21 protein-coding genes, 1 tRNA gene and 1 pseudogene are annotated in these 23,357 nt (G+C 56.9%); 12 read left to right on the top strand and 11 right to left on the bottom strand.

Going from position 1 to position 23,357, the window contains the following annotated elements; translation table 11 throughout:
- Window positions 1–201: 201 nt before the first annotated feature.
- Window positions 202–1,398 (bottom strand): Bcr/CflA family multidrug efflux MFS transporter, encoded by a 1,197-nt coding sequence (locus J1C59_RS06370; protein WP_128085534.1) that lies wholly within the window; start codon window positions 1,396–1,398, stop codon window positions 202–204.
- 34 nt (window positions 1,399–1,432) lie between these two features.
- Window positions 1,433–2,152, bottom strand: a complete 720-nt coding sequence (gene rsuA, locus J1C59_RS06365; protein WP_128085533.1) for a 16S rRNA pseudouridine(516) synthase RsuA — start codon at window positions 2,150–2,152, stop codon at window positions 1,433–1,435.
- A 155-nt stretch (window positions 2,153–2,307) separates the two neighbouring features.
- Between rsuA and radD the strand changes: the two genes are divergently transcribed.
- Together radD and rplY are read left to right on the top strand one after the other, a co-directional pair.
- Window positions 2,308–4,062: a DNA repair helicase RadD gene (radD, locus tag J1C59_RS06360; RefSeq protein ID WP_140917199.1), complete on the top strand. Its 1,755-nt coding sequence runs from the start codon at window positions 2,308–2,310 to the stop codon at window positions 4,060–4,062.
- Between the two features lie 151 nt (window positions 4,063–4,213).
- On the top strand, window positions 4,214–4,498 hold the full coding sequence (gene rplY / locus J1C59_RS06355; RefSeq protein WP_128085532.1) for a 50S ribosomal protein L25: 285 nt from the start codon (window positions 4,214–4,216) through the stop codon (window positions 4,496–4,498).
- Window positions 4,499–4,623: 125 nt separating this feature from the next.
- Here rplY and yejK read toward each other — a convergent pair whose 3' ends face one another.
- Window positions 4,624–5,628 (bottom strand): nucleoid-associated protein YejK, encoded by a 1,005-nt coding sequence (gene yejK, locus J1C59_RS06350; protein ID WP_128085531.1) that lies wholly within the window; start codon window positions 5,626–5,628, stop codon window positions 4,624–4,626.
- A gap of 158 nt (window positions 5,629–5,786) precedes the next feature.
- Here yejK and J1C59_RS06345 point away from each other — a divergent pair, with 158 nt between their 5' ends.
- The 5 genes and pseudogenes from J1C59_RS06345 to J1C59_RS06325 all read left to right on the top strand — a co-directional run bounded on the left by J1C59_RS06345 (window position 5,787) and on the right by J1C59_RS06325 (window position 9,381).
- On the top strand, window positions 5,787–6,014 hold the full coding sequence (locus tag J1C59_RS06345) for a YejL family protein (RefSeq protein WP_111138780.1): 228 nt from the start codon (window positions 5,787–5,789) through the stop codon (window positions 6,012–6,014).
- Window positions 6,015–6,036: 22 nt separating this feature from the next.
- Complete coding sequence (yejM, locus tag J1C59_RS06340; protein WP_128085530.1) at window positions 6,037–7,791, top strand: LPS biosynthesis-modulating metalloenzyme YejM; 1,755 nt, start codon at window positions 6,037–6,039, stop codon at window positions 7,789–7,791.
- A 73-nt stretch (window positions 7,792–7,864) separates the two neighbouring features.
- Window positions 7,865–7,941: transfer RNA gene (locus J1C59_RS06335), tRNA-Pro, on the top strand.
- A 484-nt stretch (window positions 7,942–8,425) separates the two neighbouring features.
- A pseudogene (locus J1C59_RS06330) lies at window positions 8,426–8,805 on the top strand (MFS transporter); the annotation flags it as partial.
- Window positions 8,806–9,054: 249 nt separating this feature from the next.
- Entirely contained in the window at window positions 9,055–9,381 is a 327-nt protein-coding gene (locus tag J1C59_RS06325; RefSeq protein ID WP_128085529.1) for a hypothetical protein, read from the top strand.
- On the opposite strand, the gene J1C59_RS06320 is transcribed toward J1C59_RS06325, so the two are convergent.
- Window positions 9,369–10,160, bottom strand: coding sequence for a DUF4225 domain-containing protein (locus J1C59_RS06320; protein WP_128085528.1), 792 nt, complete (start codon window positions 10,158–10,160; stop codon window positions 9,369–9,371). The two genes, J1C59_RS06325 and J1C59_RS06320, sit on opposite strands and share 13 nt — an antisense overlap.
- Window positions 10,161–10,242: 82 nt before the next feature.
- Here J1C59_RS06320 and J1C59_RS06315 point away from each other — a divergent pair, with 82 nt between their 5' ends.
- From J1C59_RS06315 to J1C59_RS06300, 3 genes are all read left to right on the top strand, one after another.
- On the top strand, window positions 10,243–10,725 hold the full coding sequence (locus tag J1C59_RS06315; protein WP_128085527.1) for an Hcp family type VI secretion system effector: 483 nt from the start codon (window positions 10,243–10,245) through the stop codon (window positions 10,723–10,725).
- A gap of 432 nt (window positions 10,726–11,157) precedes the next feature.
- On the top strand, window positions 11,158–11,361 hold the full coding sequence (locus tag J1C59_RS06305) for a hypothetical protein (protein WP_111138729.1): 204 nt from the start codon (window positions 11,158–11,160) through the stop codon (window positions 11,359–11,361).
- A gap of 71 nt (window positions 11,362–11,432) precedes the next feature.
- The gene (locus tag J1C59_RS06300) at window positions 11,433–12,149 is read left to right on the top strand and encodes a 4'-phosphopantetheinyl transferase family protein (RefSeq protein WP_128085526.1); all 717 of its coding nucleotides are present in this window, start codon (window positions 11,433–11,435) and stop codon (window positions 12,147–12,149) included.
- A 170-nt stretch (window positions 12,150–12,319) separates the two neighbouring features.
- Here the strand turns inward: J1C59_RS06300 and J1C59_RS06295 are convergent, their stop codons facing one another.
- From J1C59_RS06295 to apbE, 3 genes are all read right to left on the bottom strand, one after another.
- A complete protein-coding gene (locus J1C59_RS06295) occupies window positions 12,320–13,972 on the bottom strand; it encodes a multidrug ABC transporter permease/ATP-binding protein (RefSeq protein ID WP_128085525.1) in 1,653 nt (550 codons plus the stop codon).
- A gap of 95 nt (window positions 13,973–14,067) precedes the next feature.
- Window positions 14,068–14,709, bottom strand: a complete 642-nt coding sequence (alkB, locus tag J1C59_RS06290; RefSeq protein WP_111138726.1) for a DNA oxidative demethylase AlkB — start codon at window positions 14,707–14,709, stop codon at window positions 14,068–14,070.
- Window positions 14,709–15,758 carry an FAD:protein FMN transferase ApbE gene (gene apbE / locus J1C59_RS06285; RefSeq protein ID WP_140917198.1) on the bottom strand — a complete coding sequence of 350 codons (1,050 nt, stop codon included), beginning with the start codon at window positions 15,756–15,758 and terminating at the stop codon, window positions 14,709–14,711. Before apbE ends, alkB begins: the two co-directional genes overlap by 1 nt.
- A gap of 168 nt (window positions 15,759–15,926) precedes the next feature.
- Between apbE and J1C59_RS06280 the strand changes: the two genes are divergently transcribed.
- Window positions 15,927–16,037, top strand: coding sequence for a response regulator (locus J1C59_RS06280; RefSeq protein ID WP_199559966.1), 111 nt, complete (start codon window positions 15,927–15,929; stop codon window positions 16,035–16,037).
- Between the two features lie 149 nt (window positions 16,038–16,186).
- A complete protein-coding gene (locus J1C59_RS06275; RefSeq protein WP_111138724.1) occupies window positions 16,187–16,381 on the top strand; it encodes a hypothetical protein in 195 nt (64 codons plus the stop codon).
- A gap of 16 nt (window positions 16,382–16,397) precedes the next feature.
- Here J1C59_RS06275 and ompC read toward each other — a convergent pair whose 3' ends face one another.
- The 4 genes from ompC to J1C59_RS06255 all read right to left on the bottom strand — a co-directional run bounded on the left by ompC (window position 16,398) and on the right by J1C59_RS06255 (window position 22,796).
- The gene (ompC, locus tag J1C59_RS06270; protein ID WP_128085524.1) at window positions 16,398–17,513 is read right to left on the bottom strand and encodes a porin OmpC; all 1,116 of its coding nucleotides are present in this window, start codon (window positions 17,511–17,513) and stop codon (window positions 16,398–16,400) included.
- 600 nt (window positions 17,514–18,113) lie between these two features.
- Entirely contained in the window at window positions 18,114–19,283 is a 1,170-nt protein-coding gene (locus J1C59_RS06265) for a beta-barrel domain-containing protein (RefSeq protein WP_140917197.1), read from the bottom strand.
- Entirely contained in the window at window positions 19,280–21,424 is a 2,145-nt protein-coding gene (locus J1C59_RS06260; protein ID WP_128086705.1) for a type I secretion system permease/ATPase, read from the bottom strand. Before J1C59_RS06260 ends, J1C59_RS06265 begins: the two co-directional genes overlap by 4 nt.
- 16 nt (window positions 21,425–21,440) lie before the next feature.
- Window positions 21,441–22,796: a TolC family outer membrane protein gene (locus tag J1C59_RS06255; RefSeq protein WP_140917196.1), complete on the bottom strand. Its 1,356-nt coding sequence runs from the start codon at window positions 22,794–22,796 to the stop codon at window positions 21,441–21,443.
- Window positions 22,797–23,357 lie beyond the last annotated feature (561 nt).

Below are 23,357 nucleotides of genomic sequence, written 5' to 3'. Positions count from 1 at the left end.
GATCTCTTCGCCGTGCGAACTGCATAAGCGCACTTTTGCGACTCACGTCGCACTTCAGGCTATATTTACCGCGTTCACACGCTGTTAACAATCATTTTAGACGCAATATGGTTACTTTTTTAACTAAAAATCTTCACATTAAATAAACATAGTGGCTGGCGCACCGCCCGCCGGGCCTGGCGGGCAGGAAAAGGCACCGAATCAGCGGGAGGCCGTGCGGGGCCGGGAAGCGTAAAAGAAGAGCAGCAGGGAGAGAGAGGCGCAGAGCGCGATAGTACCCACCATCGGCCAGGCACTGTTGAAACTCAGCAGGGAGAGCAGCGCACCAACGAACGCACCGACGCCAAAACGCAGCGTGCCCGCCAGCGATGACGCGGTTCCTGCCATATGCGGAAACGCATCCAGGATCACCGCCATCGCGTTAGAAGAGACCATCGACACGCAGCCGATGAACATCGCGATGCCCATCACCAGCGGCAGAAAGCCCAGGTCAAACGCGCTGACCAGCAGCAGCCAGATCCCCATGCAGAACTGAATCAGCAGTCCCAGCCGGAACATCGCTACCGGACCAAAGCGGCGCACGGCACGGCTGTTAATCAGCGTCAGCACAAACAGAAACACCACGTTAAGCCCAAAGTAGTAGCCGAAGTTTTGCGGTGAGACGTGATTCAGTTCGATGTACACAAACGGCCCGGCATTCAGGAAGGTAAACAGCCCGGCAAAGGAGAAGCCGCTCGACAGCATGTAACTGAAGGCGCGCTTATGACGAAACAGCGTGACAAAATTGCCCAGCGTGGTGCGCAGATGAAAGCGCTGCCGCTGCTCCGGCTTCAGGGTCTCACGGATCTGGGTCGTCACCAGCACGGTGGTCACTAACGCGGCTCCGGCCAGTGCCCAGAAAATGGCGTGCCAGCTCCAGAGCACCAGCAGCCAGCCGCCGATAATCGGGGCCAGCAGCGGCGCAATGGTGGTAATCAGCATCACAAAGGACATCATGCGCGAGAAGTCCTCTTTCGAGTAACTGTCCCGCATCAGCGCATTGATCACCACGCTGGCGGCGGCGGCCGACAGGCCATGCAGGAAGCGCATCAGGATGAGCTGGTCGATCGATTGCGACAGCGCACAGGCTGCGGCGGCACAGGCAAAGATCAGGGTGCCGAGCGCGATCACCGGCTTGCGGCCATAGCTGTCGGCCAGCGGCCCGTAGATAAGCTGGCCGATCGCAAAGCCCAGGATGTAGAGATTGAGCGACATCTGCACGCTGCCGGCGGAGACGCCAAACTCACGGGCAATCTGCGGCATGGCCGGCAGATACATGTCGATCGATAACGGCATCAGCATGGCTAACAGCCCCAGGATAATCACCAATCCCGTTGGCGAATTTTTTTCCTTACGCACGCCTTCTCCTCTCCTTATCATCCTGACGCAGGCCTTATTTTGCCTGCAGCTCTTTTGGCAGACCGATGCTGGCGATCTCATCGTCGGTCAGCGGACGGTATTCACCCGGTTCCAGATCTTCGTCCAGCACGATCTCGCCGATGCGCTCGCGATGCAGCTCCACGACCCGGTTGCCCACGGCCGCAAACATCCGTTTCACCTGATGGTAGCGCCCTTCGCTCAACGTCAGGCGCACGTCTGTCGGCGTGATCACCTCCAGCTGGGCCGGTCTGGTCAGGCTCTTCTCGTTGTGCAGCTGCACGCCCGCCATAAACTGTGCGGCGGTGTCGTCCGCGACCGGTGACTCCAGCGTGACGCGATAGGTTTTCTCGCAGTGGTGACGCGGCGAGGTAATACGGTGTGACCACTGGCCATCATCGGTCAGCAGCACCAGCCCGGTGGTATCGATATCGAGGCGCCCTGCCGCATGCAGCTTAAAGGCCATCGGCTCTTCGATGAAATAGAGGATGGTCGGATGATCGGGATCGTCGGTGGAGCAGACGTAGCCCTGAGGCTTGTTCAGCATAAAGTAGCGTGGGCCGGTCAGCATCTGCAGGAGGTTACCGTCATACATCACTTCGTGATCGGGCAGCAGTTTAAACGCGGTATCGCGCACCACTTCACCGTTCACGGTGACACGCTGACCACGGATCTCGCGATGGGCGATGGCGCGGCTGATTTCCAGTTGCTGAGAGATGAATTTGTCGAGTCGCATGAATTCGTTTTGCCTGTTACTGCGGAGGGAATCTGAAACGGCCTGGTTAACCGTTGAAAATGTGCGGGAAGTATAACGTGATCCACGCCAGCCTGACAGCGCGTTTACCGCCCTTTCGTGGCATAATTGCCACCAGTTTTGCAAAAGTGAGCAACATGTCCTTTACCTTACGCCCCTATCAACAGGATGCGGTGAATGCCACCGTGTCGCATTTCCGTCGTCATCACCAGCCTGCGGTGATTGTGCTGCCGACCGGTGCCGGAAAGAGTCTGGTCATCGCTGAGCTGGCCCGGCTGGCGCGTGGCCGGGTGCTGGTGCTCGCGCACGTCAAAGAGCTGGTGGCGCAGAACCACAGCAAATATCAGGCTTATGGTCTGGAAGCCGATATCTTTGCGGCGGGCCTTCAGCGCAAAGAGAGCCAGCGCAAGGTGGTGTTCGGCAGCGTGCAGTCCGTCGCGCGCAACCTTGACCAGTTCGACAGCGCCTTCTCGCTGGTGATCGTGGATGAGTGTCACCGCATTGGCGATGACAAAGAGAGCCAGTATCAGCAGATCTTTAATCATCTGCGGCAACACAATCCGCAACTGCGTCTGCTGGGCCTGACCGCCACACCGTTCCGGCTGGGCAAAGGCTGGATCTATCAGTTCCACTATCACGGCATGGTGCGCGGCGACGAAAAATCACTGTTCCGCGACTGTATCTATGAACTGCCGCTGCGCTACATGATCAAACATCAGTTTCTGGTGCCCCCGGAGCGGCTGGATATGCCGGTGGTACAGTATGACTTCAGCCGGCTGACGGCGCAGGCCAGTGGCCTGTTCAGCGAGGCCGATCTCAATCGTGAACTGAAACAGCAGCAGCGCGTTACGCCGCATATCATCCGTCAGATTGTGGAGTTTGCGGAGGAGCGGCTCGGGGTGATGATTTTCGCCTCCACGGTGGATCATGCGCATGAAATCCTGCGGCTGCTGCCCGACAACAGCGCGCTGATCTCCGCCGAAACGCCCGCCCGCGAGCGCGACGCCCTGATTCTGGCCTTTAAGGCGCAGGCGCTGAAGTTCCTGGTCAACGTCGCGGTCCTGACCACCGGCTTTGATGCGCCGCACGTTGACCTGATCGCCATCCTGCGGCCCACCGAGTCGGTCAGTCTCTATCAGCAGATCGTCGGGCGTGGCCTGCGGCTTTCGCCCGGTAAAACCAGCTGTCTGATCCTCGATTATGCCGGTAATCCGCACGATCTCTTCACGCCGGAAGTCGGCGCACCCAAAGGTGCCAGCGACAATCAGCCAGTACAGGTCTTCTGCCCGGCCTGCGGTTTCGCCAATACCTTCTGGGGCAAAGCGACGGAAGATGGCATGGTGATCGAGCATTTTGGCCGCCGCTGCCAGGGCGTGCTGGAAGATGATGAGGGCGAACGCGAGCAGTGTGACTTCCGCTTCCGCTTTAAGAGCTGCCCGGACTGCGGCGCAGAGAACGATATCGCCGCCCGGCGCTGCCACCAGTGCGACAAAATCCTGGTCGATCCGGACGATATGCTTAAGGCAGCGCTGAAACTCAAAGATGCGCTGGTGCTGCGCTGTGGCGGTATGACGCTGGAACAGGGGGCGGATGCCAAAGGCGAATGGCTGAAGGCGACCTATTTTGACGAGGATGGCACCAGCGTCAGCGAGCGGTTTCGTCTGCAGACGCCAGCCCAGCGCAAAGCCTTTGAGCAGCTGTTTATGCGTCCGCACCAGCGTGCGCCCGGCGTGCCGCTGGGCTGGCAGACCGCCGCCGACGTCGTGGCGCTGCAGCCGCTGCTGCGCCATCCCGACTTTGTGGTGGCGCGCGCCAAAGGCCAGTACTGGCAGATCCGCGAGAAAATGTTCGACTATCAGGGGCGCTATCGCCGGGCCAATGAGCTGCGCTGACCGCCCGGCCCCGGACGGGTGGGTATATCGTTTGCTACCGCCAGGCATTACGGCTATAATGCCGCCCGCTTTTGCATGTGCATCAGCAGTGTTGAATAACCTGCCTGTTACTGGGTCGCCTGTAGCAGGAATTATATAAAGAGACGTATTAATGTTCACTATCAATGCAGTAGAACGTAAAGAGCAGGGTAAGGGTGCGAGCCGCCGCCTGCGTACAGCTAACCGTTTCCCGGCTATCGTTTACGGTGGTTCTGAAGCGGCTGTTGCCATCGACCTGGATCACGACTCCGTAATGAACCTGCAGGCTAAGCCAGGTTTCTACGAAGAAGTGCTGACTCTGGTTGTTGACGGTAAAGAAACCAAAGTGAAAGTTCAGGCTGTTCAGCGTCACCCGTTCAAGCCAAAACTGTTCCATATCGACTTCGTTCGCGCTTAATCGCTGACAGAGTTGAAAAGCAGAAGGGCCGGTTGCGAAACCGGCCCTTTTGTTTTGTTGCCTCCCGGTGAAGACGATCGCCGTGAGGGGGAAAGAAAAGAAAAGCCGGGCTGAGCCCGGCTTTTTTATTTGCCGCTGGTCCGGCGCTGCAGCTGGTCGCGCAGATTCGGTGGCGTTCCCTTGATCGTCAGGGTGTCCGTGGCCGGATCCCAGAAAATACGTTCACCCAGCAACATCGCATCAAAGTTCAGGGTCAGTCCCCCGCCGCTGCCGGCGAATTTGGTCAGCTGACGCAGCGTCGAGCGGTCGGCCGGGAAACTCTCTTCCAGCTCATAGCCCTGCTCCTGCGTAAACGCCTGGAAGCTTTTTTCGCCCAGCGGAGGCAGCTCGCTCGACAGATCTTCCAGCGCAATCTCCTCGCCCGCCTGCAACTGCTCATTACAGTAGCTGTAGACCTGCTGGCGATAGTTCTGCCGCTCCTGCTTATCCAGCGCCGACTCGTTGCAGTAATCATCCACCGCCTGCAGCAGTCCACGGTTCTGCGCCTTGGTGTCCAGCCCGACTTCGGCGCCGAGGAAGTCCATAAAGAAGTCTGCGACTTTCCGTCCGACGCGGCCGCGCAGGAAGGTCAGATAGCGGGTCGACTCGGGATTGGTTTCCCACTCGGTTAAATCGATGCGCGCGACGATATCGGCATGATTGATGTCGAGATAGTGAGTGCTGCTGATATCCAGCTGCTCGTTCACCCGCATACTGGACTGGCTGTTCAGCACTGCAATCAGCAGATACTCCACGGCCAGATAGCGATAGTGGATAAACAGCACCACGCCGCCTTCGGCGAACGGATATTTTGACAGTTCGTCGCGCAGGCGACCCGTAGCGGCACGGCTAAAAGCAAGAAAATCATCGTTGCCCTTACGGCAATTACGCAGGGCTTCTGCCAGTTCACTTTCCGCATTAAACAGGCCGTAGGCTTTGCTCTTTGCGCTGTAAACCCGGTGTAACTCCTCCACCATCGCGTTGACGGTTTGGGTCGCAGGCAGCAGCGAATCGCGCAGCGCCACGTCAAGCTGGTTTTCATCGCGTCTGATTAACTGATGCAGGGCAATCTGGTCGATATCCAGACTCATGGTAGACTCTCCTTTTAGCACAGGCGCGTATTCAAACACCGCCAGCATCGGCTTTCAACTCCATGCGTAAAGTGAACGCGCTGCTTTCGATAAAATTGCGGTAAAAAGTGCGTTGTTCCGGTAATATATCGCCTTTTGAAATGAGCTTAGACGACGATATGGCACAATCATCCCGTTACAGTGACGAACGCGTGGAACAACTCCTCGCGGATCTGGCCCAAATCCTGCACAAGGACAAAGCCCCCACCGACCTCTCCCTGATGGTGCTGGGAAACATGGTGACTAACTTAATTAACAGCGATGTCGCGCCGGCGCAGCGTCGCTCCCTGGCCCGCTCTTTCGCCGATGCCCTGCAGGCATCCGTGCGTGATGACAACGCCCATTAATTAGCTGATTTGATTTTATAATATGGTAACCAACCGGCAGCGCTACCGCGAAAAAGTCTCCCAGATGATTAGCTGGGGGCACTGGTTTGCTCTGTTTAATATCTTATTCGCGCTGATTTTAGGCAGTCGCTACCTGTTGGTCGCCGACTGGCCTTCTTCTCTGGCGGGGCGTATCTACGCCTATACCAGCTGGGCAGGCCACTTCAGTTTTATCGTTTTTGCCGCTTACCTGCTGATTATCTTCCCGCTGACCTTTGTGGTGATGTCGCAACGGCTGATGCGGGTGTTATCGGCCGTCGTCGCCACCGCCGGGCTGACGCTGGTGATGGTCGACAGTGCGGTCTTCAGCCGCTTCCACCTGCACCTGAATCCGGTGGTCTGGGAGCTGGTCATTAACCCCGATCAGAGCGAGATGGCGCGCGACTGGCAACTGATGTTTATCAGCGTGCCGCTGATTTTCCTGGTCGAGATGCTGTTTGCGACCTGGAGCTGGCAGAAACTGCGCAGCCTGAACCGCCGCTCGTTTGGTAAGCCGCTGGCCGCCCTGTTTATCAGTGCCTTCTTTGCCAGCCATCTGATGTATATCTGGGCCGATGCGAACTTCTATCGTCCGATTACGATGCAGCGCGCCAACCTGCCGCTCTCCTACCCGATGACCGCCCGTCGCTTCCTTGAGCGTCATGGTCTGCTGGATGCGCAGGAGTATCAGCGCCGGCTGGTGCAGCAGGGTGATCCGGAAGCGCTGGCGGTGGAGTATCCGCTCAGTGATATTACGTTCCGCGATGGCGGCACACGCAACAACCTGCTGGTGCTGACGGTCGATGGTCTGAACAACGCCACGCTGCCTAAGGCGCTGCCGGCACTTGATCAGTTCGCCAGCGAAAACGTGCGCTTCACGCAGCACTACAGCGCGGGCGATACCCCGGAGAAAGGGCTGTTTGGCCTGTTCTACGGCATCTCCTCCAGCTATATGAACGGCATTCTGGCCTCCCGGACGCCGTCTGCCCTGCTCGGTGCGCTGAGCACGCAGGGTTATCAGTTTGGCCTCTTCTCATCAGAAGGCTTTAATCCGCCGCTCTACCGACAGGCGCTGCTGACAGATTATTCACTGCCTGCCACCGCCAGCCAGCCTAACGCCAGTACCGTGGCGCAATGGCAGAACTGGCTGGACAAGCAGAAGGGATCGCAGGCGCCGTGGTTCTCGTGGATAGCCCTGAACGGCCCTGATGTAACGGGTGAAGGTGCGAAGGCGCGTCAGCGCAGCTATCTGCGTCAGGCACCTGCGGTGGACGATCAGATTCGCGCCGTGCTTAACGAACTGCAGGCGCGTGATTTGCTGAAGAACACCGTGGTGGTGATTACCGCACAGCGCGGTCTGGCGCTGGATGGCAATCCTGACAGCGCCGGTAATCGCCAGACGCTGCAGGTGCCGCTCGTGATTCACTGGCCCGACACGCCTGCGCAGACTGTCGATCGGCTCTCCGATCATCAGGATGTGATGACCACGCTGATGCAGCGACTGCTGCATGTGCGGACCAATCCGGTGAACTACTCGCAGGGTGAGGATCTGTTCGCGGCACGTCGTCGCCACGACTGGGTTGCCAGTAGCGAAGAGAATAAGCTGGTGATCACCACGCCGCAGGTGACGCTGGTGCTCAACAATAACGGCAGCTATCGCGCGTATGATGCACAGGGCAATGCGCTGAAAGATCACAAGCCGGAACTGACGCTGTTGTTGCAGGTGTTAACGGAGGAGAAGCGATTTATCGCTAACTGATTAATTATCAGGCAAATAGTCAACAGGTATCTTGCATTCATGACGATAACCAGTAGACTAATCCTCCAGTGTTCGGCACGTAGCGCAGCCTGGTAGCGCACGGTCATGGGGTGTCCGGGGTCGGAGGTTCAAATCCTCTCGTGCCGACCAAATTCTCCCGAAAAGCAGCCCAAAAGGCTGCTTTTTTCGTTTCTGCCTGCTGCTGTCAGTGCAAACCCTCTGAACATCTGCTTCTCACGACCTGCTGATTTCTGATCAAAAAATCTGCCTGATGCCGTTTGCCAGGCATATATCCGGGTATTGGTTCTGGGTGTGGAATCACAGGTCACTGCCGGAGTTACACAGCTCTGAAGATGTCGTGACTACCGACCCCGGACGCCTGAATGCACCACGACCAGCTTTGGTTTATCCCCTTCCCTTCGCTTTCAAGAGTTCGCCAGCATGGTGTGTCTGCCCGCGATTTTCAGCAAAGCGATCGCCCCTGAAGGTACGGAAAGACAGAACAGCATTGTCAGCAGAATCTGCATGTAAGGACATTTGAAAAAGTTGCAGCTGAGTGGTTTAAGAATAAAAAAAATATGTGTTCCCACATATTGGCTCTATGCCTATTTCCACTATTACAGCCCAACAGTCCATCGTAAGTTCCCTTGGATCGGCTTTCGCCACAAGTGTTGAAATACTGCTTACATTCAGGGTCCTGCTCGGGCTGGCCGTCGGTATTGCTTCCTACACAGCCCCACTCTGCCTGTCAGAGATGGCAACAGAGAATGTTCGCGGAAAAATGATCAGCCTTTATCAGCTCATGATCACCTTCGGTATGGTCGTCGCTTTCCTGTTGGTTACTGCATTCGGTTACAGTGGCAATGGCGGGCAATGCTGAGTGTTCTCGCTATACCAGCAGTTGTTCTTTTAGTCATGGTCATTTTCCTTTTAAACAGCCCACACTGGCTGGCTTCCAGGGACCTGCACGTTAAGGCAGAAGGCGTTCTGCGAATGCTCCGTGATACCTCAGAGAGCAAACCGTAGCTGAATTCAAATTTACGAAGAGTGAGGGACACTGGAAAGTATCACCTTAGTTGAATCCAATAATTAACAAGCTCATCTTTCACTGGAATTTCAAAGCATATGTTTCATACACAAGTGTTAGCACCGGGGAACCCTTTCTAAAAAAAGAGGGGGCTTTCAAAGGCCTGTCAGGTTTGTATGAGGCTTAAGTAATGAGTTACAATCTTACTATCGTAAGACAAATGAATGACGATCATTATGAACAAAATGCAAATCGAAGAAATGCTTGTAAAAGAAGGGTTTACCCCAAAAGAAGTCTCTGTAATACGTCAGCACGCTGAGAAAGACGGTTATCCTTATCCCTGGCTCCTGGCCCAATTAAAGAAAAGATTTATAGTTGCAATGATATTAATAACAATCCTTCTCGCAGGACTTATTTATACCATTCGCAGTGGTACCCAGGAAAACCTTGTTTCGTATTCAATCACGCTTGTAGCAGGTTTCGTTATTTTATATATATTCGTACCTTTGAAACCTGCATTTAAAGCCTACAGATTCATGAAAAAGCATGGTCACTCTTTGTAAGTGTCAGAGATTGACTTTATGGCTGAAGCGTCATTATAGACTTCAATGAATAGCTCTTTTCTGCTCATTTCCTTAATCCCGCGAACATAGTCGGTATTAAGAAAATAATAGAGACGCCAGGCCTCAGGTTTTTGTACCAGACGCACGATACCATAGAGAGACAGTGCCAGGTCCATTGAACTGTATGCTAACTGCCCAACCCTCTGATCGAACCCTAAAAACTCAGCTGTTGCTACATAACCCTGTTTGAGTAATCCCACACTATCCGTTTTGCCATACACCAGGTTCTCAACAGACTCCTGAAAACCGTTGAGTCCATGCAGAACCAACATTCCCCCAAAGGCTGAACCTATGATTGTCCCTGACGCCAGGGAAGCACCGATCACTGATACACCGGCTATTACCTGCATACCGCTCAGCACTACCCCAACGCCATTGATCACATAGCCCCAAAAATCGCCATTCCTGACCAACTGCACCGATGCATGAACGGCAGCTGTTCCTGCTCTGAGCATTCTGTCCTGAATTGTAAGGTACTCATTTTCCTTTTTGAGATTTTGAATGCATTCCTGGCATTGATCATCAGTAGAGCCAGAACGGATAATGTTAAGCTGAGCGTTAACGAAAGCTTTAACATTGTCCTGGAACTGTAACCGATTAAATCCGTCTTTAAGATAGATGTGAGAGAGGTGATTAGCATTGCTAAGTAGCTGATTTGCCTCAGCATGAGCCATAGTCAGAAAGTAATCCCTGAATCGGTCTGGTTTCCAGTAGTCCATCACTGTACCTTTGTGTCATCATATATATCATTAATATTATTTAATCATATTGCTCTTATCAGGGAAAGAAAAAGGACCAGTCATGAGTACAGATCTCTTTTTGAAAATTGACGGCATCACAGGTGAATCTCAGGACAGTAATCACAAAGGCTGGATTGCTATCGAATCTTTTACATGGGGCGCAAGTCAGCCAGGCAATATGTCAGTGGGAGGCGGAGGAGGTGCAGGAAAAGTTCAGTACCGCGATCTTTCGGTTCAGGCTCTTATGGACAAAGCAACGCCGGCAATCATGCGCTATGTATCAAACGGCAAGCATATCAATAAGGTAGAGCTTTCAGTATGTAAGGCCGGGGGGAGTCAGATTGAGTACTGCCGCATCACGCTTGAAGACGTCCTCATTACGCACTTGATTTTTAATGGCACTACACAGCGTGATCTACTCGGGGTTTCATATCAGTTCCAGGCATCAAAAGTGCAGACTCAATACTGGGAACAATCAGCGAGCGGTGGCAAAGGCGCAGAGACACAGTCTGGTTGGGACATTAAAGCAAACAGAGAATTGTAATTTATACGTTTATGAACAGAGATTCGTGTCTCTCAGTTTTCCTATAAGTCCGGATTTAAGAGGCACCCTGCGTAATCCGTTCTATACTTAAACGTCCGTGGGTAAGCAGAGGAGAGTTTATGACCTTTATCGAAAAAGACGATCCAACTGAAGCACCGGAATCTGGCGACAAGCAACCTTCCCCGCCAGACCAGAAGTAACCCACAGGGCCGCGTCCGACGCGGCCTTTCTGTTTCCGCTCCGGCTTTATGACAGATTCAGAGTTTTCCCATTTAACCGTTATTTCCTTCCTGAACAGCAGGTTAGCCTGCATTTCATAACCTGATCCGCCTCACAAAACTCGCCACGTTCAGCGCTTTTTCATCAAACTGAAACAAAAATGTCACAGAAAATACTTACTCTGGACTCCCCAGAAACTGATGGATAATTATCATGCCGATCAAAGCGAAAAGCCTGAAAGATGCAGAAGCGTTACTGCACTCGGGCATCAGCAAAGTGGAACTGGCGTATGACATTGGCAGCGACGACTTCTTTCGTCTCGCAAGCCACTGGTGCGACAGGGGCGCGCGCATCAGCAGAGGTCATCACCATTTCGTCGTTTCCCTGAAAAGTTTTGCCATCCCGCCTAACGACTGATCGCCGCGGGCGCCTTGCCCTGCTCTGCTGCGCCTGATTTAATGGCTTTTTAGCCCTTGTCACGGTTTCGCATGCACTTTCCCGATCAGCCGCTGCCGCCTGTTTCAGGCGGCTTTATTCTTTCCCGTCTTCTCCACCGCGGTGATCCGTTACTGGCGGTTTGCTACTTTGATCCGCAGCACTATCATGACGCGCTGGCTGAGGAGTGGGGTCTTCCGCTTCCTGAGCGGCTGCAGCGCGCCGTGGTCAAACGGCGGGCCGAATATCTGGCCAGCCGCCTGCTGGTCCGCGCCGTGATGGCGGAGTTTGGCATTCAGGATTTTATTCTCAGTAACGCGCCCGACCGATCGCCCTGCTGGCCCGCCGGTATTCAGGCGTCGCTGTCGCATACAACCGGCACTCTCATCGTTGCCGCTACCCGGCAGAATCTGGCTATTGGTGTCGATGTTGAGCAGTGGATGTCAGAGACGACCGCGCGTGAAACGGCGGCGTATCTGATGAATGCGCAGGAGCAGCAGCTGTTAGACACCCTGCCCGTGCCATTCCACGCGGCTGCGACCCTGCTTTTTTCGCTGAAAGAGAGTCTGTACAAGGCGTTGTGGCCACAGCTGCATCAGCTGATGGACTTCACGGATGCGGCGCTGGAGGCGGTCGACTGGGCGCAGCGACGCGCCACGCTGCGACTGACGCAGACGTTCAGCACAGGCTTTCCGGCGGGAACGTTACTGCAGGCCACCTTCCTGTGGCAGGCAGATCAGGTGATGACACAGGTGACCCATCCGCTGTAAAAAAACCGGCTAAACAATACGCTGATAGGCGTGTGCGGTTTAGCCGGGTTAACACAGATAAAAGAAGATATTCAGGATGGCAGAAACCGGCGCGTCTGCCGCTGGCTAACGTAGCCTGATTCGCGGCAGCGGCGCCAGTGCGCATTTCTGCTAAGTTATGCCAGCCGCGTTCAAAGGCCGGTGTCGGTGCGTTTCACCGCGTCGAGCGTGGCAAGATCGCGCTCTCCGCCCGTCAGCTCCGTCAGCTGGCCTTCGCGCATCTCCAGCAGCCGGTCGGCATGCACAAAATAGTGGTCGTCATGGCTGATAGCCAGCACCGTTTTCCCCGCCTGCTGCAGCCACGGCAGCAGTTCGCGATAGAAGATGCGACGGAAATGGGGATCCTGATCCGCCGCCCACTCGTCCAGCAGCAGCACGTCGCGCTCCTCTGCGACGGCCAGCAGCAGCGCCAGCCGTTTGCTCTGCCCTTTGGAGAGCCGCAGATTCAGCACCCTGTTGCCTTCAATCTTCAGCTTATCCTGCATCTTCAGCCGCTCCAGCCATTGCTGAACCAGGGCGGGATTCGCCGCGACGCCTTCGCGTCCGAGGAGCCGATCAAACAGATGCAAATCAGTAAAGACCGCCGAGAAGTGGCTGCGCCAGCGGTCGAGCTCGTCCGCCGTGATCGGTTTGCCATCCAGCAGCAGCGTACCCGACTGAGGCCGGTAAAGTCCGGTCAGCAGCATCGCCAGCGTCGATTTCCCGCTGCCGTTGCCGCCGATCAGGAATACCAGCTCTCCCCGGCGCAGCGTCAGGTTAACCGGCCCGACCTGAAAACCGTTGTCACCATAGTGGAAAGCCACATCGCGCAGCTCCAGCGTCTGCCACTCAGCGGTGGCGGAGGGCGTGTGGAATCCCGGCTGATAGGGGGCGAGATCAAAGGCGTTGAGCTTACGGAAGGCAACCTGAGCGCTGAGCAGCGTAGGCAAAGCGCCAACCGCCGAGAGCAGTGGCGTGCGCAGAAAAAGCAGCGTCAGGGAAAAGGTCGCGGCGACGGCGGTATTGGCCCAGCCCAGGCTGTTAGCCATAAAGAAGACCATGCCGATAGCGCCCAGCGTCATAATGTTCGACCAGTTAACGGCGCTGAGATGATACGTGTCGGCGCGCACGATATGGTGACGCCAGGCGCGGGCATCCTCCTGATAGACGGTGTCATAGACCTGCTGCGCGCGTGAACGATTGAGCTGCAGCTCTTTACGCCCTTCGATCACCGTCTGGTAATCGCGATAGAGGTTATCTTCGATTTCGCGCAGCTTCGCCATGTGCCGGTAGACCCGCGACACCAGCATCCAGCCCCCCACCAGCATCACGCCCAGCCAGAGGCTGGTGACCAGTAACATCGCGGGTGAGAGCCAGGCCAGATAGATTGCCGAGCCGAGCGTAATAATGACGCCCTGAAACAGCTCCGGCAGACGCACAAAGGCCAGCGTAATGGCCCGCACGTCGCTGGTCAGCCCCGCCAGCAGCTGGGCGCTGCCGAGCTGCTCAATGCGTTCGATCCGGGTATCGAGGATTCGCTTGATAAATTCGCCGCGCAGACGCCAGACAAACTGATGGCCGAGCATCGTCAGCGCCAGCTGTGACGCCAGCGTCACCGCCATCAGCAGCACCAGCTGCAGCAGAAACTGCGGCAGAACGGCAAAGGAGGTGTTTATCGCGACGATCATCTCGCGGTTGATAAAGGCGATCATGCCAATCCCCAGCACGGCGCTGAGCAGCGTCAGCGCAATCACCCCGATAAAAGGCCAGCGGAACTGGCGAAAAACAACGCTTAACAACGTCATGCAGGCAATCCATCAGCAAAAAACTGCCTGCAGTGTAATAGGATGCCAAATGATAGCAATAGTTATTCGCATCATGCCGCCGCGGGCATGGCGGATTAAAAGGCGCGGCGAAACGTCAGGTTATAACGCCAGGCACCGACCAGCGGATGAACGCCCGGCTTCAGCGGCAGGATGCCGTGATAGCGCAGGCGCGACGGCCCGCCCCACACCACGATATCACCATGTTCCAGCAACACGCGCTGGGTCGCATCGCCCCGCTCGAAGCCGCCGAACTGAAAGACCGCCGGTAAGCCCAGCGACACCGACACGATAGGCTGGCGCATATCTTTCTCATCTTTATCCTGATGCAGTGTCAGCTTTGCGCCGGGTTCATAACGGTTAAGCAGGCAGGCATCCGGATTAAACCCGGCGAAGCCCGCCTCTGAAGCAGCCTCCTGTGCCAGCGTCCGGAACAGCGGCGGCATGGCCGGCCAGCGACGTCCGTTCAGGTTGTCCTCCTGCTGATAGCGATAGCCGCGCGAATCCACCGACCAGCCAAAATCGCCGCAGTTGGTCATGGCGACCGACATGCGATGCCCGCCAGGCGTGATGCGATGGGCAAAGGGGTTCTGTTCGGCAATCGCCAGCAGTTGCTGATAAAGCGCCTCTGCGTCAGCGCGCGCCCGGCGCCGCAGGATGACCGCACCCTCAGCCAGCGTCTCCTGCCAGGGTTGCTCTTCACTGAAAAGATCTAACATCAGTTTTCTCCGGATTCGGCGGGGATCAGGAAAGCAGCAAACTGTGGCGACATCCAGCTGACAAACTTATCGCCCTGTTTGCTGATCAGATAGACCGCCAGATGCTGTTGGGTCGCCAGCGCTTTGGCTTTCTCGGTGCCAAGCACCATCAGCCCGGTGTCCCAGCCGTCGGCTTCCAGCGCCGTAGTGGCGATCACCGTGGCCGACACCAGTTTATGCTCAATCGGTCGTCCGGTAACGGGATCGATGACATGAGAAATGCGGTGGCCGTCCAGTTCATAATAGTTGCGATAGCTGCCGGAAGTGCTGATCCCATGCCCCTGCAGATCCACACGCGCCTGCACCGCGTTTTCCTGGTCAGTGGGTTTCTGAATCGCCACCCGCCACGGCTGCTGCTGCGCATTGAGGCCGCGGCTCAGCACGGCGCCCCCCACCGACACCAGATAGTTATTTATCCCCAGCTGCTCCATCAGTCGCGCCAGGTGATCGGTGGCAAACCCTTCACCCACCGTGGAGAGATCGACATAGAGGCCCGGCAGATCTTTCTGCAGCCACTGTCCGTTCGCGCCCTGCAGCACCCGCAGATGCTGTAATCCGGTCTCTGCCCGGGCGGCCGCGATCTGTGCCGCATCCGGGGTATGCAGAGGCTGTTTCGTCGGGCCAAAGCCCCATAAATTGACCAGCGGGCCGACCGTGATATCCATCGCGCCACCGGTTTTGCGGCCGATCCGCAGGGAGGTGGTGACGATATCGGCCATGTTTTCACTGACTGGCTGGGGTGAGAGATCGCGGCTCTGGTTAAAGCGCGACAGCACGGAGTCCGGCTTCCAGGTGGAAAGCTCGGCATCGTCGGCGTCCAGCCGCTGCTGGATACGCTGCTGCAGCTCCGCTTTGCGTTCGCTGTCCACGCCAGCCAGACTTACCCGCCAGACGGTGCCCATGGTTTTACCTTCCAGCACCAGCGCGGAGGTCGCCGCAGGTTTATCGCAACCGGTCAGCATCAGCGCCAGCAGCGGCACAAACAGCAGATTAATCTTATAACGCATCATTCCTCGCATGTAACACTTTATTAATAGCCACTACAAAGCATAAACTTCGGGTAAATTAGCTTAAAGCGCGTTGAATCTTCCTCCGAACCACGAGAACATTCACCCGTCATCTATCCTGAGCCCGCCTGCCGACAGGCGATCCCTCTGAATCACATAAAGGAGCAGCAGATGATCTATATGATTCTCGCCATCGCCCTCGGCCTGTTTGTTTTTGGCAGTTATAAAGCCATCGAACAGCGCCGTCATCGCCACATGGCCCCGTCACGTCCGCGCCATTAACAGGCTTTACTGCACCTGTTTGGGGCAACGCAGCCGTGACCAGCGCGGCAAGTGTACCAAAACGGGCGAAATGTCTGTGGCTGTGAGAGCGGTAGAGCTGGCATGAATTCTGCATTGTTGAAACAGTGTTTATCCCTGAGAGGTGCAGAATGAAAAATTCACAGAAGTGGCAGTCGGTCTGGCAGCACTGGCTGAGCTTTTCAGCCTTCACCCTGGCAGGCGTGGCGTTTGAAGGCGCACGTTTCGGCTGCGTCGTGCCGTCGGCGACCGTGGCGGCAAAAGCCACGACATGGCGAAAGGCAGATGCCCCTCGCCAGCAGGATCAGGCGGGCGCGCAGCCGTAACGCGCGCCCTGACAACTCAGAACTGGTAAACCAGGCCCAGCGCCACTACGTCGTCGGTATTGATACCGGCGGCGTCAGTGAACGCGTTGTCGTCCAGCAGGTTGATCTGGTAGTCCACGTAGGTAGACATGTTTTTGTTGAAGTAGTAGGTCGCGCCAACGTCGATATATTTTTTCAGATTCTGTTTGCCCCAGTTCTGAACGTCGGTGCCGCGCTGAGTGACATAGGCCAGAGACGGACGCAGGCCGAAGTCGAACTGATACTGTGCCACCACTTCCCAGTTATCCGCTTTATCCGCGTAACCAAAGGCTGAGGAGTTGCTGCTGTCGCCGAAGCGGGTTGCGTTGAGTGAGCGCGAGTACATCGCCGCCAGGTAGACGTTGTTCGCGTCATATTTCAGACCGCCGGTGTAGACCTGGGCTTTGTCGCCACGGCCCAGGATGCCGGAGGTGGCGCTGTTCTGGTCGTTGGTACGGTCGGACTGGAAGGTCGCCGCACCAATGCCAAAGCCTGAACCCAGATCATAAGTGGTGCTCAGGCCCCAGCCGTCGCCATTCTGCCCCAGCACGTCACGACCGTTTGGTGACTCTCTGCTGTTGCCATTTTTGCCCTGATACTGCACGGCAAAGTTCCAGCCATCCACCAGGCCGAAGAAGTTGTTGTTGCGGTAGGTCGCCATGCCGTTACCGCGCTGATACATGAAGTTATCCGCGCCATAGGTGTCGCCGCCGAACTCAGGCAGCACGTCGGTCCATGCGCCGATATCATAGGCTACGCCGTAATTACGACCGTAGTCGAACGAGCCTGCATCACCAAATTTCACCCCGGCAAAGCCGACACGGGTGAAGCTGTTGGCGGTGCCTTCATCTTCAGAGTTGTTCAGAGCCGCCTGGTATTCCCACTGGCCATAGCCGGTCAGCTGATCGCTGATTTCGGTTTCGCCTTTAAAGCCAAAGCGCACGTAGGACTGGTCGCCATCGGCGCTGCTGTTGTCAGAGAAGTAGTGCAGGCCATCTACCTTCCCGAACAGGTCCAGTTTATTGCCATCTTTATTATAAATTTCAGCTGCGTTTGCTGATCCTGCTGCCACCAGCAATGCAGGGATCATCAGGGAGAGAACGCGACGTTTCATTTTATTACCCTCTGTTATGTGCCTTTTATTATTTGCCACTGCGAGCTGAACGCTTAAAAATTCAGCCGGCAGGCCATTGTTGTTTTATAGCGGGTAATAATCCACCAGGAAAATGCTACGAAATTTCCAAAACTGTTTCATAATGCGAAACAGTTATTTCCGGATGTAATTTTTGGGGAACTTATCATCAGCACGGATCGATAAAAAATGGCGCACAAATCGCTAATCCGGATCCGCAATTATGATTATCAAGGGGTTACATCAGACCATTCCGAAGCACTGAATGATAAAACTTATGTCTCATCCGGGAATAGAATAGTCCCCGCTATCATCATTTATTCCATTATTACCTTCATTCTCCCCGAATGAGATGTACAACTTAATATTTCCCGCCGGACAATTTGTCCGGCTTTTTTTTGCCTGCTCTCCGCCGTTTCGCTATATCTCTGTCAACTTTCTTCACCGGATTAAAATAACCCCACCCTCTTTCCGCACAGATTGATAAATTCCGGCGCTGTCGGGTCGCGTGGTGGTGAAATATCCGCCATGTTAATTTCCCTGCGTAATTAAGCAGGCGGCGATTTCGGGTGCGCCGGATGATCAGCGCTCACGCAGCGATTCTTTGACTTTATTCAGTGGTTTAATCAGATAATCCATGACCGATTTCTGTCCGGTTTTGATCTCCACATTGGCCACCATGCCGGGCACAATCGGGAATTTTCGCCCTGCGCGGTTGGTCAGCTCCGCTTTCTGGGTCCGGACGTAGACGCGATAGTAGTACTGGTCGCGTTTCACCTCATCCTGCAGGGTATCTGGCGAGACTGTTTCCACCTCGCCAGGCAGGTCGCCATAGATAGAGGAGTCATAGGCGGTCACTTTGACAATCGCTGCCAGACCCGGCCGGATAAAGGCGATATCGCGCGGATTGATGCGCGTCTCGATCAGCAGCTGATCCTCCAGCGGCACAATTTCCATGAGTTTGCCGCCCGGCTCCAGAACGCCACCGACCGTCGTCACCTGAATATCTTTTACGATGCCACGAACGGGCGAGTAGAGCGTGGCGCGCGTCAGCTGATCCTCTTTACCGGCGGCCACCTGCAGCTGCGCATCCAGTTCCGCATTGTTTTTTACCTGCTCTTCGTGGGCGCGCACCAGATAGTCGTTGCGCGCCTCATCGATTTTGCCGCGCAGATCGCTGACCTGACGGCGCAGACGGATCACCTCCACCTGCCCTGCCGCCCCTTTCGCCACCAGCGGCTCGGTAAGCCGCAGCTCATCCTGCACCAGCCGCAGCGACTGCTGCAGGTTGCTGATGGTTTCCGTGAGGTTACGACGCCGGGACTCATAGAGCTGACGTTCACGCTGCACCAGCTGCGGCTCCTTCAGCGTCTCGGCGCTGAAGGTCAGCGGCGTGCCCGCCAGCTCCGCCTCCAGCCGCTCCGAGGAGGCGCGCAGCGTGCGCACTTTCGCCTGCGCCTCGCCGAAGTTTGACTGAAAGCGGGTCGGATCGAGTGTCGCCAGCACCTGCCCCTTCTCGACAATATCGCCTTCGTGTACGTTAAGCTGCTTGACGATGCCGCCATCCAGGCTGTCGATCACCTGCGCACGGCTGGAGGGCGTGACTTTGCCGCTGCCGACCGTCACCTCATCCAGGATCGCAAAGTGCGCCCAGATAAGGAAAATCGCCAGCGCGGCGGTGCAGAGCCAGATAATCGCCGAGGTGCGGCGTTCATGACGGGCCAGATCTTTATCCACGATAACCAGACTCATACGCCCTCTCCTTTACCCGTTGATGGCGAGGTCGCGGGCACCGTCGCGCGGCGCAGGATCTCGTCGCGCGGCCCGTCGGCCACGATCCGGCCGTTATCCATCACCACAATACGATCGACCATCTTCAGCAGCGCCGGACGGTGCGTGACCAGCAGCAGAGTCCGCCCGCTGATCCAGCCCTGCAGCTGACGGATCACATGCTCCTCAAGCTGCTCATCCATCGCTGCGGTAGGCTCATCGAGCAGCACCACCTGCGGCTGGCGCAGGATCATCCGGCTCAGCATTACCATCTGCCGCTGCCCCCCTGAGAGGCCGCGTCCGCCTTCATTGATAATCCGATCCAGGCTGGCGGCATCCTGCTGGATCAGCGACAGCGCGCCACTGATGCGCAGCGCCTGCAGCATCTCCTGTTCGCTGGCGTGGGGGTTGCCGAGCATCAGGTTCTGCCGCAGCGTGCCAAAGAAGAGGCGGGAGTCGTGCGAGAGCCAGCCAAGCTGACGGCGCAAATCGGTGGGATCGATACGCTCAATGTCAACGCCATCGACAATCACCTTGCCCTGGGTCGCCTGCGCCTGACCGGCCAGAATCTTCAGCAGCGTCGATTTGCCCGCCCCGACTTTACCCAGAATGGCGATCTTCTCGCCGGGCTGAATCTGCAGCTGCTGCACATTCAGCACGTTCTTTTCGTTCTCTTCGTCGTAGCTGTAATGCACATTGCGCAGATCGTACTGCCCGGTAAGCGTCGGACAGTGGGCCAGCGTCGCCGTGTCCGGCTGATCGAGCGGCTTTTTCAGCAGCTCATCCAGCCCTTTCATCGCCATTTTGGCGTGCTGCCAGCGTGAGAAGACCATGGTGAGCTGCATCAGCGGCGCGATGGTGCGCGAGGAGAGCAGGCTACAGGCGACCAGCGTCCCGGTGGTAATCTGCGAGTCGAGCACCAGATAGACGCCAAACACCAGCATCCCGGCGTAGGTCAGCTGCTGCACGGTCGAGGCCCAGCCGGTGAGGCGCGCGCCCCACAGCCGCTGCTGATTACTGATGGCGGCGCTGACCTCGTGCGTCTGCTCCCACTGACGCTGAAAGTAGGGTTCGGCCTGCAGCGCCTTGATATCCTCGATGCCTTCGATGGTCTCGACCAGTACCGCATTGCGCAGCGCCCCTTCCCGCAGCCCCTCTTTCGCCAGCCGCGCCATCGGGATCTGCACCAGCAGGCCGGGAATGACGATCAACGGGATCGCCGCCAGTGGGATCAGAACCAGCCAGCCGCCGACAAACGACATGATAAACAGGAACAGGATGACAAACGGCAGATCGGCAGCCGCGCCGACGGTGGTCGAGGTCAGCAGCTCACGCACCTGGTCAATCTCGCGCAGCTGCGAGATAAAGGAGCCGGTCGATTTTGGCCGCGCCTCATTGCGGATGCTCATCGCCCGGGCAAACAGCATCGACGAGACTTTCAGATCGATACGTTTCCCCATCAGGTCGGAAACCTGGGTGCGCATCAGCCGGATAAGGTACTCGATGGCCGCCGCGATCAGCACCCCGACAAACAGCACCCATAACGTGGATTCCGACTGCGCCGGGATCACCCGGTCATAGACCTGCATTGAAAAGAGGATCCCGGCCAGCGCCAGCACGTTGCTGACCACCGAGGCCAGAGAAATCTCGGTGATCCGGCGTCCCATGCCGCGAAAATTTTTCCAGAACCAGTGTGGTTCATAGGGCTGAACGAACTCGTCGATGCGCGCATCCCGGCCACGCGCCGCGACGCCAACGACACCGACGTTGCCCTGGGCGCGCGCCAGCAGCTCTGACAGGGGGCTTTCACGCACCACGTCGCCGCCTTCACTCAGCCAGTAGCGCGCCCCCTCATCGGCATCGATCTCTTCCAGCACCGCTACGCTGGCATTCTCCAGCACCAGCACTATCGGGGTGATCTCCTGACGCCAGCGCAGCGTATGCTGCGGTACCATGGTCAGATGCAGCCCCAGCAGCCCGGCAAGCCGCTCCAGCTGCTGTGCCACCGGCAGATGTTCGAACCAGCGCATCTGCTGGCGCAGGGTTTTACCCTCGGCAGGTTTGCCGAATCGCGCGGCCACGCGCAGCATGGCGGCGATCCAGTTGTCCGTATTCATACTCATGATTAATGCCTTATCCCTATTGCAGCGAAGGAAGGAGATCGCCGCTGCTTTGCTGGCGATCGATGCCCATGATGTCGAGCAGATTGTCTACCGCAGCGGCATAACGCACGGTGGCGTCCCAGCCATCGTAGAGCGCGGTAATGCGTGAGCTGTCCGCCTGAAACACATCCTGCTCAACGCTGAGCAGATCGTTGAGGCTGCGCTTGCTCAGGCGATACTCGTCGGCGTAGACATTTCGGGTATGGTCGGCGCTGGCCAGCTGCACCTCCCCGGCCGCCTGGCGCTGCTGTGCGCCAATCATATCGGCATAGGCCGTGGAGGCGTTCTGATTGATGGCGAGCTTGGCCTGCTGAACCGCCGCCTGGGCCGCTTCGCGATCCCCCTCGGCTGACTGGGTTCGGGCGTTCACCATCCCCCCCTGATAAAGCGGCGCTTCCACCTGCAGCTGCACTTCATCATCCCAGTAGGACTGGCGATCGTTTTCATAGCGGGTGCGGCCCGCCTGCACCTTAATGGTTGGCCAGTGGCCCGATTCGGCCTGACGCACCCGCTCGCGGGCCGCCTCCTGCTTCGCCTGGGCGCTGCGTACGGCGGCGCTGCTTTCATAGGCGATTCGATCGAGAGTGATCTGCTGTTTCAGCAGCGCCTGCGGCAGTTCCGGCAGCGTGGCGGGGACAACGCCGGTCAGCACGGTCAGCTGCGCGGTGGCGGAGCGCAGCTGGGCGCGATACTGCTCTACCGTCGCCTGCATGGCGGCGATACGGGTCTCCGCCTGCAGGACATCTGACTGTGAGTTGAGCCCGGCATCGGCGCGCAGTTTTGCGATATCGCGCACCCGCTGCAGCGAGGCGATATTGGTGCGCGCCGTGTCGGCCAGCGCCTGATAGCGTTTGACTTCGAGATAGGCCTGCAGCGTGTCTTCCGCCACGGTGGTCATGGCGTCGAACAGGCCATAGCGATAGGCATCGGAGAGCGCATGCTGCTCATCGATGGCGCTGCCGGTGCGACCAAAGTCATAGAGGAGCTGGCTGAGCGTAATCCCGCCGGAACCGTTGTTGTTCAGGCTGCCGGCGGAGTCGGTCTGATGAGAGCGCCCCGCCGCACCCTGCAGAGAAATCTGCGGATACCAGGCGCTGCGGGCGGCATCCAGGTCGCCCTGCCCCACATGGATCTGGGCCGCCGCTTCCGAGATTTTCGGGTTGCGGGCGAAGGCGCGGAGAATGGCCTCCCGCAGCGTTAAGCGGGCAACCTGCTCTTCGCTGGGCGCCGCACGCCAGTTAAATTCGGCTTTAGGTAAGGGTGCGGCCAGGGCCGCGGGAGTGACAACGCCACTCAGGGCGCACAGCAAAAAAGTTAATCGCGCTTTGTTCATTTTCCATACCAACAGGGGTTCTTATCATCATGGTGTTTTTCCCGGTGAACAAAGCGTGCAAAAGGGGTGCTGCTCAGAGGCTGAGGGTACTTTTTCAATATTTTATTTATGGTTCGCGAACCAGACGCTACGCGACCTTTAACATTATTAGATCATTTCACCCGCAGATTCCTGCTAAAAACAGATGAAATCGTTGATATTTCTGTCGGGTGACGAAAAAACAGTCACCGGGCAGCCTCATCTCCCTTCGGAATGATGCAGCAGAACTGTGCAGAAGGCAGTGATTTTATTAATGTGTCGGCACAGACCGTGCCGCAGGCTGGATCAGCCGCATTGGCCGGCATGCGCCACCCGAAACAGGTAACGGCGGCAACCGTCGGACTTATCCGGCAACCTCTGCCCTGTCCGCGCAAGCCGCTGAAGCTGGCGGATAATAGCGTCAGCGCGGCACAGTGCGCGCGATGCCATTTGCTGCGCTTACCCTAATCTTTCAGGCTGTTAATGGATAGTGGCGATAGTCTGGAAAGTGTCAGGATTCCGTTATGAAAAAAAGCGGGTGCT

The sequence above is a fragment of the Pantoea deleyi genome (genome assembly GCF_022647325.1).
In the GTDB taxonomy this organism is placed as follows: Bacteria; Pseudomonadota; Gammaproteobacteria; order Enterobacterales; family Enterobacteriaceae; genus Pantoea; species Pantoea deleyi.
Note: the sequence above shows the minus strand (reverse complement) of the source record. Positions and strands in the feature narration are given on the sequence as shown.